Origin of the sequence: Aliihoeflea sp. 40Bstr573, assembly GCF_024105655.1 — a bacterium.
GTDB lineage: Bacteria > Pseudomonadota > Alphaproteobacteria > Rhizobiales > Rhizobiaceae > Aliihoeflea.
Map to the genome: position 1 here is coordinate 19142 of NZ_JAAAMH010000028.1, position 12656 is coordinate 31797.

12 protein-coding genes are annotated in these 12656 nt (G+C 65.2%); all 12 read right to left on the reverse strand.

The genetic code is table 11. The features are described from left to right. The 12 genes from GTK01_RS19340 to GTK01_RS19395 all read right to left on the reverse strand — a co-directional run bounded on the left by GTK01_RS19340 (position 1) and on the right by GTK01_RS19395 (position 11899). Positions 1 to 1050 (reverse strand): hemolysin family protein, encoded by a 1050-nt coding sequence (locus GTK01_RS19340; protein WP_252929224.1) that lies wholly within the window; start codon positions 1048 to 1050, stop codon positions 1 to 3. A 29-nt stretch (positions 1051 to 1079) separates the two neighbouring features. After that, positions 1080 to 1547 (reverse strand): rRNA maturation RNase YbeY, encoded by a 468-nt coding sequence (gene ybeY, locus GTK01_RS19345; protein ID WP_252929226.1) that lies wholly within the window; start codon positions 1545 to 1547, stop codon positions 1080 to 1082. A 5-nt stretch (positions 1548 to 1552) separates the two neighbouring features. Then, positions 1553 to 2548 carry a PhoH family protein gene (locus GTK01_RS19350; protein ID WP_252929247.1) on the reverse strand — a complete coding sequence of 332 codons (996 nt, stop codon included), beginning with the start codon at positions 2546 to 2548 and terminating at the stop codon, positions 1553 to 1555. A gap of 74 nt (positions 2549 to 2622) precedes the next feature. Further along, complete coding sequence (gene miaB / locus GTK01_RS19355) at positions 2623 to 4008, reverse strand: tRNA (N6-isopentenyl adenosine(37)-C2)-methylthiotransferase MiaB (protein WP_252929228.1); 1386 nt, start codon at positions 4006 to 4008, stop codon at positions 2623 to 2625. 49 nt (positions 4009 to 4057) lie between these two features. Continuing rightward, entirely contained in the window at positions 4058 to 4837 is a 780-nt protein-coding gene (locus GTK01_RS19360) for a 1-acyl-sn-glycerol-3-phosphate acyltransferase (RefSeq protein ID WP_252929229.1), read from the reverse strand. Between the two features lie 3 nt (positions 4838 to 4840). After that, positions 4841 to 5332, reverse strand: coding sequence for a GNAT family N-acetyltransferase (locus GTK01_RS19365; protein ID WP_252929231.1), 492 nt, complete (start codon positions 5330 to 5332; stop codon positions 4841 to 4843). Beyond that, positions 5329 to 6009, reverse strand: a complete 681-nt coding sequence (gene tsaB, locus GTK01_RS19370; RefSeq protein ID WP_252929233.1) for a tRNA (adenosine(37)-N6)-threonylcarbamoyltransferase complex dimerization subunit type 1 TsaB — start codon at positions 6007 to 6009, stop codon at positions 5329 to 5331. Before tsaB ends, GTK01_RS19365 begins: the two co-directional genes overlap by 4 nt. 16 nt (positions 6010 to 6025) lie before the next feature. Then, positions 6026 to 8197, reverse strand: a complete 2172-nt coding sequence (locus tag GTK01_RS19375; protein ID WP_252929236.1) for a malate synthase G — start codon at positions 8195 to 8197, stop codon at positions 6026 to 6028. 116 nt (positions 8198 to 8313) lie between these two features. Then, positions 8314 to 10323 (reverse strand): hydantoinase/oxoprolinase family protein, encoded by a 2010-nt coding sequence (locus GTK01_RS19380; RefSeq protein ID WP_252929238.1) that lies wholly within the window; start codon positions 10321 to 10323, stop codon positions 8314 to 8316. Positions 10324 to 10382: 59 nt separating this feature from the next. Next, the gene (locus tag GTK01_RS19385) at positions 10383 to 11003 is read right to left on the reverse strand and encodes a DUF1236 domain-containing protein (RefSeq protein WP_252929240.1); all 621 of its coding nucleotides are present in this window, start codon (positions 11001 to 11003) and stop codon (positions 10383 to 10385) included. A gap of 162 nt (positions 11004 to 11165) precedes the next feature. Beyond that, positions 11166 to 11411 (reverse strand): hypothetical protein, encoded by a 246-nt coding sequence (locus GTK01_RS19390; protein WP_252929242.1) that lies wholly within the window; start codon positions 11409 to 11411, stop codon positions 11166 to 11168. Between the two features lie 11 nt (positions 11412 to 11422). Further along, positions 11423 to 11899, reverse strand: a complete 477-nt coding sequence (locus tag GTK01_RS19395; protein WP_252929244.1) for a hypothetical protein — start codon at positions 11897 to 11899, stop codon at positions 11423 to 11425. Positions 11900 to 12656: the final 757 nt, after the last annotated feature.

Genomic DNA, 12656 nt, shown 5'->3' on the forward strand with positions numbered 1-12656 from the left:
TCAATTTGCGGTTTGGCGCACCTGCCGGCGGCGGCGATCCGGGACCCGGCTCTGGACGATGCGCACGCGCTTGACCCGACGCGGATCGGCATCGAGCACGTGAAACTCGAAGCCGGGGATCGCCTGCACGACCTCGCCGCGGGCTGGCACGCGGCCCAGCGCGTTGAAGATCATGCCGCCAATCGTGTCGACATATTCGCCATGCTCGCCGGCCGAGAAAGCGTCGCCGATCTTCTTGGCGACGTCGTCGATCTCGGCCTTGGCGTCGACGATGAACACCCCGTCGCCGGCCTGCGTGATCATGGCCTCGTCGTCGTCATGCTCGTCCTCGATGTCGCCGACGACCATTTCGACGATGTCCTCCAGCGAGACGAGGCCGTCCGTGCCGCCATATTCGTCGATGACGAGGGCCATCTGCAGCCGCTCGGCCTGCATCCGCGCCATCAGGTCGGAGGCCTGCATCGACGGCGGAACGAAGAGAAGCTTTCTGACGAGGCTCAATTCGCCGATGCTCTTGCCCAGGTCGACGTTGGAAAGGTCCAGCGTCGCGGCATCGAGCGGCTTCTTCGTGGCACGCGATCGCTTTTGCCCCGCCGTGCGGGTGATGTGGGCGATCACGTCGCGGATGTGGACCATGCCGCGCGGATCATCCAGCGTCTCGCCATAAACGGGCATGCGCGAATGCCCGAGTCGCTCGAACGTGACCATCAGGTCGCCGAGCGTCGTCGTGATCTCGACCGCCTGGATGTCGGCGCGCGGAATCATGACGTCCTCGACGCGCAACTCGCGCAATCGCAGGATATTTTTGAGCATCGCCCGCTCGCCTGGCGAGAAGCCGGCCGAGTCAAGCGAATGCTCATCCAGCGCGTCGGCGAGATCCTCGCGGATCGACGAGCCGTTCCTGGGCCGGAAGAGCCCCGAGAGCCTGTGGAGGAAGGTGGAGGACTTGCCGGCTGTGCCAGCGGTCCTACTCTGGCCGTCCGAACCTTCGTCGGAGCCGCCTGCTTCTGCCCGTTCGGGTGAAGCCTCAATCTGCGTTTGTTCGTTCATTGTCCCTAAGGCCGTGTTGGCCCTACCAGTTAGACATACGGGTCGGGAATGGCAAGACGCGCGAGCATCCGGCGTTCCAGTCCCTCCATTTCCTCCGCATCTTCGTCGTTTTCATGGTCGTAGCCAAGAAGATGCAAAAGCCCATGGACGATGAGATGGGTCAGATGGTGCGCGAAAGGCTTGCCTTCCAGTACCGCTTCCTTCGAGACCGTCTCGCTGGCGAGGATAATGTCTCCAAGCATCGGCGGCAACGGGTCGCCCGGCGCAATCTCGAAAGCCGGGAAAGAGAGGACGTTCGTCGCCTTGTCCTTGCCGCGCCAGTCGCGGTTGAGAACGCGGATCGAGGGGTTGTCGGTGAAAAGGAGACTGAGTTCGGACGCCGGATCGGCGATCGCGAGTTCCGCGAAGACGGCGCTTACCGCCTTTTCGGCATGGCCGCGCAGTTCCTCTTCGACCGGCCAGTCGCCGGCTTCCACCGCGATGTCGATCTCGATCATGTGCGTCAGATGTTCGCCGCGCCCCGGCCCGGCATGCCCGCGCCCTCGCGGTCGTAGGCGCGCACGATCTCGGCGACGAGTGGGTGGCGCACGACGTCCACATCGTTGAAGCGGCAGGTGACGATGCCCGGCACATCGGCAAGGACGCGCAGCGCCTCGACCAAGCCCGACCTGGTGTTGGGCGGCAGGTCGATCTGGCTCGGATCCCCGGTCACGATCATGCGCCCGCCCTCGCCAAGGCGGGTCAGGAACATCTTCATCTGCATGTGCGTAGTGTTCTGCGCCTCATCGAGGATGATCGCGGCGTTGCGCAGCGTGCGTCCGCGCATGAAGGCGAGCGGCGCGATCTCGATGACCTCGGCAGCGATCGCCCGTTCGACCTTATCGGCCGGCATCATGTCGTAGAGCGCGTCGTAAAGCGGGCGCAGATAGGGGTCCACCTTCTCCTTCATATCACCTGGCAGGAAGCCGAGCCGCTCGCCCGCCTCCACCGCTGGCCGCGACAGGATGATGCGCTCCACCGCGCCGCGCTCGAGCAGCATCGCAGCGTGAGCGACCGCGAGATAGGTCTTGCCGGTGCCGGCCGGGCCGATGCCGAAGACGAGCTCGGACCGCTCCAGCGCGCGCATATAGGCATCCTGATTGACTGAGCGCGCATAGATCGTGCGCTTGCGCGTCGCGATCTGGGCGGCCGCCATCTTGCCCTTGCGCTCGAGGGTCGGCAGCGTCAGCTGGTCGTCGGCCGCGATCGAGATGCGGATCGCGCCGTCGACCTCGGACGGCGATACGTCGTGGCCCTTCTGCAGGAGGCCGTAGAGATAGTCCAGCGCGCGGCGCGCCTGTTCGGCCGCGCCCGGTTCGCCGCGGATCGAGAGCTGGTTGCCCTTGGAGCGGATGTCGAGGCCGAGCTTCTGCTCGATGCGCGCGAGGTTCTCGTCGAACTGACCGTAAAGCGCGGAGGCAAGTCCGTTGTTGTCGAAGGTGAGTACGATATGCGCCATGTCCGACGCCCCCTGGGGGCCGGGCTTCAGTTCCGGTGCGACGCTCAATCGGCTCTCCTCATTGGTGCCTGACCTCAAACCGGCTCGGCAAACAGGCTGTTGCGGCCGGCGCTCAATACCTTCACCCGGACAATGTCGCCGATTCGGCCGACGGTTTCATCAAGAATTACCGGTTGCAGCCAGGGCGAGCGTCCGACGATCTGTCCCTCGCGCCGTCCCGGCTTCTCGATCAGCGTGTCTATCACCATCCCGATGCGGCTTTGCGTGAAGGCTTCGAGCTGATTTGTCAGCAAAGACTGCAGTTCCTGCAGCCTTTCGTCCTTCACACGCTCCTCGACATGGAACTTCATGTCCGCGCCCGGTGTTCCCGGCCGCGGCGAATATTTGAACGAGAAAGCCTGTGCATAATCCACTTCGCGCACCAGCTTCATCGTCGCCTCAAAGTCCTCGTCGGTCTCGCCAGGGAAGCCGACGATGAAATCGCCCGACATCGCGATGTCCCCGCGCACGCCGCGAATGCGTTCGACCAACCGCAGATAGTCGTCGGCCGTGTGCTTGCGGTTCATCGCCTTCAAGATGCGGTCCGAGCCCGACTGAACCGGCAGATGGAGATAAGGCATCAATTGTTCAAGGTCGCGATGCGCGGCGATCAGAGCGTCGTCCATGTCGCGCGGGTGGCTCGTCGTGTAGCGAAGCCGTGCCAGCCCCGGAATTTCCGCCAGCCGGAACAGCAATTCGCCGAGCCCCCACTCCCGGCCCTCCGCGCCCTCGCCGTGCCAGGCATTGACGTTCTGGCCGAGCAGCGTGATTTCGCGCACGCCGCCTTCGACCAGACGCTCCGCCTCGGCCACGATCTGGGCAACGGGACGCGAGATTTCCGAACCGCGCGTATAGGGCACCACGCAAAAGGTGCAGAACTTGTCGCAGCCTTCTTGTACGGTGAGGAAGGCCGTCACGCCGCGCGACCTGACCACTGTCGTCTTCGGCTGCGGCAAATGCTCGAACTTGTCCTCCAGCGCATATTCGGTCTCGACGACCTTCGCCCCTTCCCGTGCCTTCTTCACCACGGCCGGCAGGCGGTGATAGGTCTGCGGGCCAACCACGAGGTCGACCGCCGGCGCCCGGCGCAGGATCTCGTCGCCTTCGGCCTGAGCCACGCAGCCCGTCACGCCGATCACCATTTGGCGACCTTGAGCGGCGCGCTCGTTCTTCAGGTCGCGGATGCGGCCGAGTTCCGAATAGACCTTCTCGGCCGCCTTCTCGCGGATATGGCAGGTGTTGAGCAGCACCAGATCGGCGTCCTCGATCGTCTCCGTCGGCTGGTACCCGTCGGCGGCCAGCGCATCGGACATGCGCTGACTGTCGTAAACGTTCATCTGGCAACCATAGGTCTTGACGAAGACCTTCCGGGTCTCGGCCGAGCCTGTCCCTTCGCGCGCGATCATGTCTGTCTGTTCCATGCGGCGAGCCTCTAGCGCCTTTTCGCGCCGAAGGACAGTGCGCGCGTCATCACAGCTTCGCGCCGCGCCTCACGCCGGTCACGAGATCGCGGATCGCAGCTTCCGAGCGCGCCGAAACCTGCTTGCGGTTCGCACCAACGAAACTGATCGGCTCGCCGAAACGGACCTCCACGTCGACGGGTCCACTTTCGAGAATGCGCAGGAGGTGCGGCACCAACTCCTCGTCACCGATCCAGGCATAGCGTGCGCGATGCCGTCGGCCCATCGCCATGCCGTGCAGCCGCGAATAGAACAGCGCCGCCGGCTGCACCGCGAATGCCGCGTCGGAAAGCTGTGCCGCCGCGCCGAAGAGCGTCGACTTGAACGGCAACAGGCGGTTGCCGCAGGCGGTCGTGCCTTCCGCGAACAGCACCAGCGGATCGCCTGATTTCAGCGTTTCGGCCACCTCGCGCGTCTGGTGGCCGGAGCGATGCCTGGCCTCGCGCTCGACGAAGACCGAATTTTGCGAGCGGAAGAGCCGGCCGAGCACCGGCCAGCCCGCGACCTCGGCTTTGGCAATGAAGTTTACCGGCGCGATCGAGCCGAGCACCATGATGTCCGTCCACGACACATGGTTGGCGGCGATCAGAAGCGGCCGCTGCGTCGAGAGGTTTCCCCGCACGTGGACGCGAATCCCGAGGAGCGCCAGCACCATCTTGTGCCATAAGAGCGCCGCGCGGCGCGGATTGCCGATCCCGCTCGCCTTCATCGCCGCCTGCCATGCAACCAGCACCACTGTACCGAATGCGAAACCGATCAGGGCAATGGCGAGCTTCGCCTTGGCGAGCATGGTTCAGTGCAGGTCGCGGCGCATGACGATCGCGCCCGTGCGCCCGCCGCCCGGCTGCTTGTAGTAGTCCGGCCGCCTGCCGACCTGGATAAAGCCGAGACGACGATAAAGCGCGATCGCCGGCGCATTGGTTTCGTCGACCTCGAGAAAAAGCGAGGCGGTGCGCGCTGCATGAAGCGCGCGCAGCACAGCATCCATCAAGCTGCGTCCGAGACCCAGACGTCGCGCCGAGCGCGCGACCGCGACGGTCAGGATTTCCGCTTCGTCGGCTGCCTGCCGCACCAGCACGAAGCCGACCGGACCGAGCTGCCGCTTGCCGACTTCGCGCGCGGCGAAGCCGAAGACATTTCCCTGCGCGAGAAGATCGGCGAACTCGTCTTCCGACCACGGCCGGATGAAATCTTCCTCATGAATGCGCGGCAGAGCCGAAGCATCCTCGATTTCCAGTGGTTCTATGGCAAACTCGCGCGGGGTCGACCAGAACGGCACCCTCATGACACCGCCTTGCGCGCGACCGCGAAACCCTCGTTCACCTTGGCATCGGCCGAGCGCAGATAGAGCGGCGTCGGGCGCGTGCCTGAATCCGCACTGGCCAGACCGAGCGAGGCATAGGCCGCGATGTCGGCCGTCGCCTGCCGTCCTGCGACGTCGAGCGATCCGCCCGCCGCCTCGTTCACCTTGTCTGCCGCCGTGCCGACGAGAACCGCATTCTCGCGCTTTGCGATCTCAGCGGCCGTCTTGAGATCGATCGCCGCCGGCGGTGCGCGTTCATCGCCGCCGGGACCGTAAAGCGCGGTATGGATTTCACCCCGCCCGCCGTCGAGCGCGACCAGCACGCAGCGCCCGGCGCTGACCCGCCGCGCTTCGAGTGCGAGCGCTTCGAGCGTCGTCACACCCACGGCCGGTATGTTCAGCGCCAGCGCCAATCCGCGCGCAGCCGAAACGCCGACGCGGATGCCCGTGAACGAGCCCGGCCCGACAGAAACGCCTAACCTGTCGAGATCGGCGTAGGTCAATCCTGCCCCGGCCAGCGTCTCAGCGATCACCGCCATGAGATGCTCGGCATGGCCCTTACCAAGGTCGCGCACACACCGGCCAAGTTCACCTGCAGCGGCATCGTGAACCGAAGCGGCGCAGAGGTTTGCGGACGTGTCGATGGCAAGGATAATCATTTCACGACAGAGCCGACTACGCCCGCTGTTTCTCTTTCAGCTCCAGCCGCCGCTTGTGCAGAACCGGCTCGGTATACCCGTTTGGCTGTTCGCGTCCCTTCAGTACCAAATCGCACGCCGCCTGGAAGGCGATGGAATTGTCGAAATCGGGCGCCATCGGGTGGTAGAGCGGATCGCCCTCGTTCTGGCGGTCGACGACGGCGGCCATGCGCTTCATCGTCTCCATCACCTGGTCGCGCGTGCAGACGCCGTGATGCAGCCAGTTCGCCATATGCTGGGCCGAGATGCGCAGGGTGGCGCGGTCCTCCATCAGGCCGACATCGTTGATGTCCGGCACCTTTGAGCAGCCGACGCCCTGGTCGACCCAGCGCACGACATAGCCGAGTATCCCTTGCGCGTTGTTGTCGAGTTCGCGCTGCACGTCTTCCGGCGTCCAGTTCGGGCGCGTCGCGACCGGCACTGACAGAATATCCGCCAACTTGGCGCGGGCGCGGGCCTTCAGCTCGGCCTGAACCTTGGCGACGTTGACCTTGTGGTAGTGCGTTGCATGAAGCGTGGCAGCCGTGGGGGACGGGACCCACGCGGTGTTCGCACCCGCCTTCGGATGCCCGATCTTCTGCTCCAGCATCGCTGCCATCAGGTCGGGCATCGCCCACATGCCCTTACCGATCTGGGCATGGCCCGCGAGTCCGCATTCGAGCCCGATATCGACGTTCCAGTTCTCATACGCACCGATCCAGGCCGACTGTTTCATGTCGCCCTTGCGGATCATCGGCCCGGCTTCCATCGAAGTGTGTATCTCGTCGCCGGTGCGGTCGAGAAAGCCGGTGTTGATGAAAACGACCCGCTCGGACGCCGCCCGGATGCACTCCTTGAGGTTCACCGTCGTTCGGCGTTCCTCGTCCATGATGCCCATCTTCATCGTGTTCGGCGCCATGCCGAGCATCTTCTCCACGCGCCCAAACAGTTCCGACGCGAAGGCGACTTCCTCGGGGCCGTGCATCTTCGGCTTCACGACATACATGGAGCCTTTCGGCGAATTTGCGCGGCGGCCGTTCGGGCCGACGTCGTGGAGCGCGATCAGGCCGGTGATTGCGGCATCCATGATGCCCTCCGGCACTTCGTTGCCATCGGCGTCGAGGATTGCCGGATTGGTCATCAGGTGGCCGACATTGCGCACCAGCATCAGCGAACGGCAGCGGACCTTGAAGGTCGAGCCGTCGGGCGCGGTGTAGTCAAAATCGGGATTGAGCCTGCGTGTGAAGCTCTTGCCACCCTTGGTCACTTCCTCGGTCAGGTCGCCCTTCATCAGGCCGAGCCAGTTGCGATAGACCTCGACCTTGTCCTCGGCATCCACGGCCGCGACCGAATCCTCGCAGTCCATGATCGTCGTCAGCGCGGACTCCAGCCAGACATCGGATATGTGCGCCGGGTCCGACTTGCCGATGTCGGAGGCCGCGTCGATCAGCACCTCGATATGAATGCCGTTGTTCTTGAGAAGAAACTGAGTTGGCGCTTCAGCGTCGCCCACATAGCCGGCGAATTGCGCGGCGTCTTTCAGCCCGGTGTGCCCGCTCGCAATCTCGACGATGAGCTTGCCATTCTCGACCGAGAAGGAACGCACATCGGTCCAGTTCGCACCTTCGAGCGGGACCGCCCCGTCGAGGAAGTCGCGCGCCCAGGCGATGACCTTCTCGCCACGCTTGGGGTTGTAGCCCCTGCCCTTTTCGGCGCCGTCCGTCTCGGGGATCGCGTCCGTGCCATAGAGCGCGTCGTAAAGCGAACCCCACCGCGCGTTGGCAGCGTTCAGCGCATAGCGTGCATTCATCACCGGGACGACAAGCTGCGGGCCGGCGATCGTCGCGATCTCGTCGTCGACGTTCTCGGTCGTCACCTTGAAGCCCGGACCTTCGGGAACGATGTAGTCGATCGAGCGCAGGAAGCCCTCATAAGCGGCCAGATCGGTCGGCGCACCGTTCTCGCGGTGCCAGGCGTCGATCCTTTCCTGGATTGCGTCACGCTTCGCCAAAAGCGCGCGGTTCTTCGGCGCAAGGTCGGCCACGATGGCTGCAAAATCGCGCCAGAAGCCTTCCGCATCGACGCCCGTTCCGGCCACGGCCTCGTTGGCGATGAAGTCGTAAAGAATGCGGTCGATCTTCAACCCATTGGCGTCAATGCGGTCATTCATGCAGCAGGCCTCCCTCAAAAGCAGATGGCATTGGCCCTGTCGGGCTCTAATCGCTTTCACCACGGGCGGGACGGTCGGTCAATTCGGCAAAAGACGAAACTGCCTTGCGAAAAATTCTAACGCAGCGTGATCCGCGGGCGGCCGGTCGCGACCGCGCGCAGGCTCGCTTCGATGAACGCGCGCTGGCCCTCGATCGTCGCGGTGCGCAGATCGATCGCCACATCGATCTCGACATCGTCGCTGCCGGCCCGGCGAGCTGCTTCGCGCGCCATGTCACGCAAATGCGCCCGCGCGACAACGAGCGCGTCGTCCTCTGACCGGTGGTCCGAGACCGTCTCACCCGCGCTTACGCGAAAAATCCCTTCCACCGGCTGGGTGACGACCGCATCGGCGCTGACGCGCACCTGCCCCACCACCGCGCCTATGGCATTGGCCACGTCAGCATCCTCCGGCACGACACATGCCTGCCCGAGGAGCGCGGGCAGGCCGGCATAGTGAAGACCGGCGGAAGCACCGAGGCCGATCACCTGCCGGTCAAGACCCACAGCGAGCCTGGCGGTGCCGGACTTGCCGTCGAGCGCGCCCTGGATCAGCGGTCCTGCGACAATCGCCGCACCGTCGAGCCCGTCATCGGCAAGCGCCGATTCCAGCATCAGTTCAGCGGAACGCCGCGTGACGGCGTCGAGCACGCGCTGCGAGATTTCCTCCGCACCTGCCGCAATCGGCTGTCCCCGCCCGTCGCGCCGCCGCGCCATCAGCGCTGCGCCGAGACGGGCCGCGCGCTGGTCCCAATTCGATTGGCGCCCAAGCACATGCGCGGCATCGGAGGGGGTGAAGCCGCAAAGATGAACGAGACCGCGCGCGACGAGGCGCTGCAACGTCGCGACCTGCGCGGTTGAGGTCAGCAACTGGTCGAGCGCCAGCGGCAACGCCGTCACTTTCTCATAAAGCCGCGCTTCCGCCGTCGACAGCCCCGCAGCGAGTTGTTCGGGCACTCCGGTCCTGACTGCGAAGCGGCCGTCCATCCGGCCGGGATTGGCGGCGCGGAGCTGGCGTTCCAGCGTTTCGGCGATGGCGGCACCGTACTGGTGAGCCGCGAGCAACAGCGGCACGAGGCGGCGGGGTCCGAGCAGGATCGCCGGATCGAGCCCGCCATCTGAAATCGTCACTTCCGAGTCGCCGCCGAGCCCGAAGGTGCGCATCGCCACCGCCTCGACCATGGTGCGGAACCCGCCGACCGTCGCACCATCCGGATCGAGCCTCGGGACACCCTTGTCGAGGATCGCGATGTCGGTCGTCGTGCCGCCGATGTCGGAGACGACCGCGTCGTCCAGCCCGGTCAGGTGACGGGCGCCGACGATGCTTGCCGCCGGCCCCGACAGGATCGTCTCGATCGGCCGCTGGCGCGCGAAGCGCGCCGACACCAGCGCGCCATCGCCGCGCACCACCATCAGGGGGGCGTCGATGCCGCGGGTTTCGAGGAAGCCTTCGGTGGCGGCGATGAGGCGGTCGATCATCGAGATCAGCCGGGCATTCAGAAGCGTCGTCAGGGCGCGGCGGGGGCCACCGAGTTTGGATGAGAGTTCGTGGGAGGAGGTGACGGGGAGATTTGTCCTCTCCCGGATCAGTTCCCCGGCCAGTATCTCATGCTTCGGATTGCGGGTGGAAAAGTAGCTGCAGACGGCGAAGCCGGAGACGGCCATGTCGGGCAGGGCTTCTTCCAGGGCCGAGAGGTCGAGCTTCGTCTCGTTGCCGTGGACGTCGTGGCCACCTGGCAGGAAAATCACGGGATCGGAGCCGAGGGCGGTTCTGAGTCCGTCCTTGTCGAGATCGGTTTGCGAAAAGCCGATCATCACGAGGCCGACCCGTCCGCCCTGGCCTTCGACAAGGGCGTTGGTGGCGAGGGTGGTGGACATCGACACGAGGCGGATGGCCCCGGGTTCGATGCCGGCCAGCGCGATGACGCGGTCGGCGGCCTCACCGATGCCGACGGCGAGGTCGTGACGGGTCGTCAGCGCCTTCGCCTTGGCGACGACGCCGCGCTCCTCACAGAAGAGCACGGCGTCGGTATAGGTGCCGCCCGTATCGAAACCGAGATAGAGCGGCGCGTCGTCAGATCCGGCCATGGAGATCGCCCAATGTGGACGATCTCCTTAACGCGGCCGGATCGGCCAGGAAAGACCGATTACTCGACCCAGACGACCTCGCGCGAGCCGCGCTCGACCACGATCGGGCCGGTTTCTGTGTAGACATAGCCGTAATACGGGTCTTCCGGCACCTCGATGATCTGGACGTCGGCCGGCAGGATCGCACCGGTCGAAATTTCGGCGTCGATGACGACCGGATCGGCCGGGTTCTCGGTGATGTAGGTCACGGTGCGCTCGGGCACGACGTAGCCGGGCGAATACACGACCTCGCGGCTCTCATATTCGACCAGGACCGGGCGGCCGTTGACGTAGATGTAGCCATATTCCGGGCTGTCGGGCACCTGCACGACCTCGACCTCGGCCGGGATCACGGCGCCGGCCTCGATCTCGCCCTCATAGGTGACGGTCGGGACCGGATTGTCGACGACATAGCCGACGACCTCGTCGGGGACGGCGGTTTCCGCGCCGATCACGGCGCCGGCAAAGCCGCCGACAATCGCGCCGATCGGGCCGCCGACGACGGCGCCGGCAACGGCACCCGTCGTGCCGCCGGCGGTCGCGCCGAAGCCGCGGGCCGAATCATCGTCCGAGGTCTGGGCGTGCGCGGCACCGACCGACAGGGCGGCGATGGCGGCGGTCGCAAGAAGGAACTTACGCATGGTGAATACTCCTTTGATAGTGGGCGCGGTCCCCTTCTCCAAGGCTTGCGCGCCGCAAACGTTCAGTGACGTCCCTCGGGCTCAAAAATGCGTGAGGGCGGGCTGCGTTCCCCTCAAATGACATCACGGAGCGTAACACAGCGTGCCGATCGCGGAGCGCCGTCAGCCGTCGAGCATGGCGCGCTGGTCCTCCGTCAGCGGCCGTATTCCCCGGTCGACCGGGGCGGCTGGCGCGACCGGCGCAACCAGCGCCGCCGGTGCGACCGTCGCCTCGGGAACGGGAGGCGGGCCGGCATCGAAGGTCGAGCAGGCGGAAAGGGCGAGGAGGAAAACGGACCAGATGCGCATATGCCAGCCTAGCCTTGCGATCATGGCGCAGTTGGGATGGCGCGCTGCGTCCCTCGACATCGATCTTCTCCTCATCGCCACGGAACGTCATCGCGCCATTTGCCGGGGTTCGTCACGTGGTTCAACATGCGCACCTCTTCGGCCCGCGCGGGCGTGTCGCAGCAAGGCGGGAAAATGCGGCCCGTATGGGCAAGGGCGTCCGTCGGCCGCAGCGGCCCGACGCAGCGGCGCGCGCGCCGGCAGACCGACCATTTGCAACTCGCCATCAGGCCGAGCCAGGTCGCCGCGTGGCGGAACATGGACTGGAGGACCGCGTCGATCTGCGCACGGTCCTCGTCCCACTGGCGGGTGACCGCATATTGCGCGTCGGTCTGGTACGGCTGGCGGGCATGGTAGAGCACCGGCAGCGGCGGAATCTCCTTCGGGGGCTTGCGCCTGCGTCGCTTATGCCGCGCCATCCGTGTCTCCTTCAGCGCATGGGTGATCGCGCCCGCGCGGGCGCGCGGGACCGGATGAAAGGGGCTCGGGAAGACGGGCGGCTGCGGCATCGCTCATCTTTATGTATGACTGCGATCCCGCAGCCGCCCATCCGGCGTTCGTTACAAAGCCGCGCCCGTCCCGCTGCCCCGCCGCGCCTCTGCTTTCGCCGAAGACATCGACAGGTTGCGTGCTCGTCCAGCACACCCGGCCCGTAGTGGCCGGAGGGGGACCCTCGGCACGGCCCTCCCCGGCCGCCCGGCTACGTTTGCCGAATGGCGGAGGCGCCGATCCCCGCCCGCATGACACCGTCGCGACAGGCGTTCCCGAAGACGGGGACGGGCAAGAGTATGGGGGAGATTTTGGGGAGGGGGATAAGTTTTGTCGCGGAGTGGGCGCGCGTTCCCTTCTCCCCTTGCGGACGAACGGAAACCGCGTCATCACCGCAAACATAAAGTGCAAAGGCTGCTGTCGCGTTCGCTTTGCTTTCGCATCGGCACCAAAGTTTAAGCTTGCATTTTCAACGCGCTACATATTCGGCTGAATATGGGCGCCATATTGAAAACTGAAAACCGTCAATTGTACCAATTTGCGAGAGCGGGATGGCACTAGTTAGGACAACATACCGGATCGCCATCCCGATTAGTCGCGACCTTCCCCTAAGTATGGCCACTCAAAAAAAAGGGCGAGCGTTAGAACGCTTGGACACTTCGAACTACCGGCATTTAGTAGACCGTAGGGCCGCGATTTGAGTTCTGCACGGCCTGACATGTGGCTGCGGCTTCGGCATCGGTCATCTGGGTTGGTGCGGGGCACCGATTTTCGGCG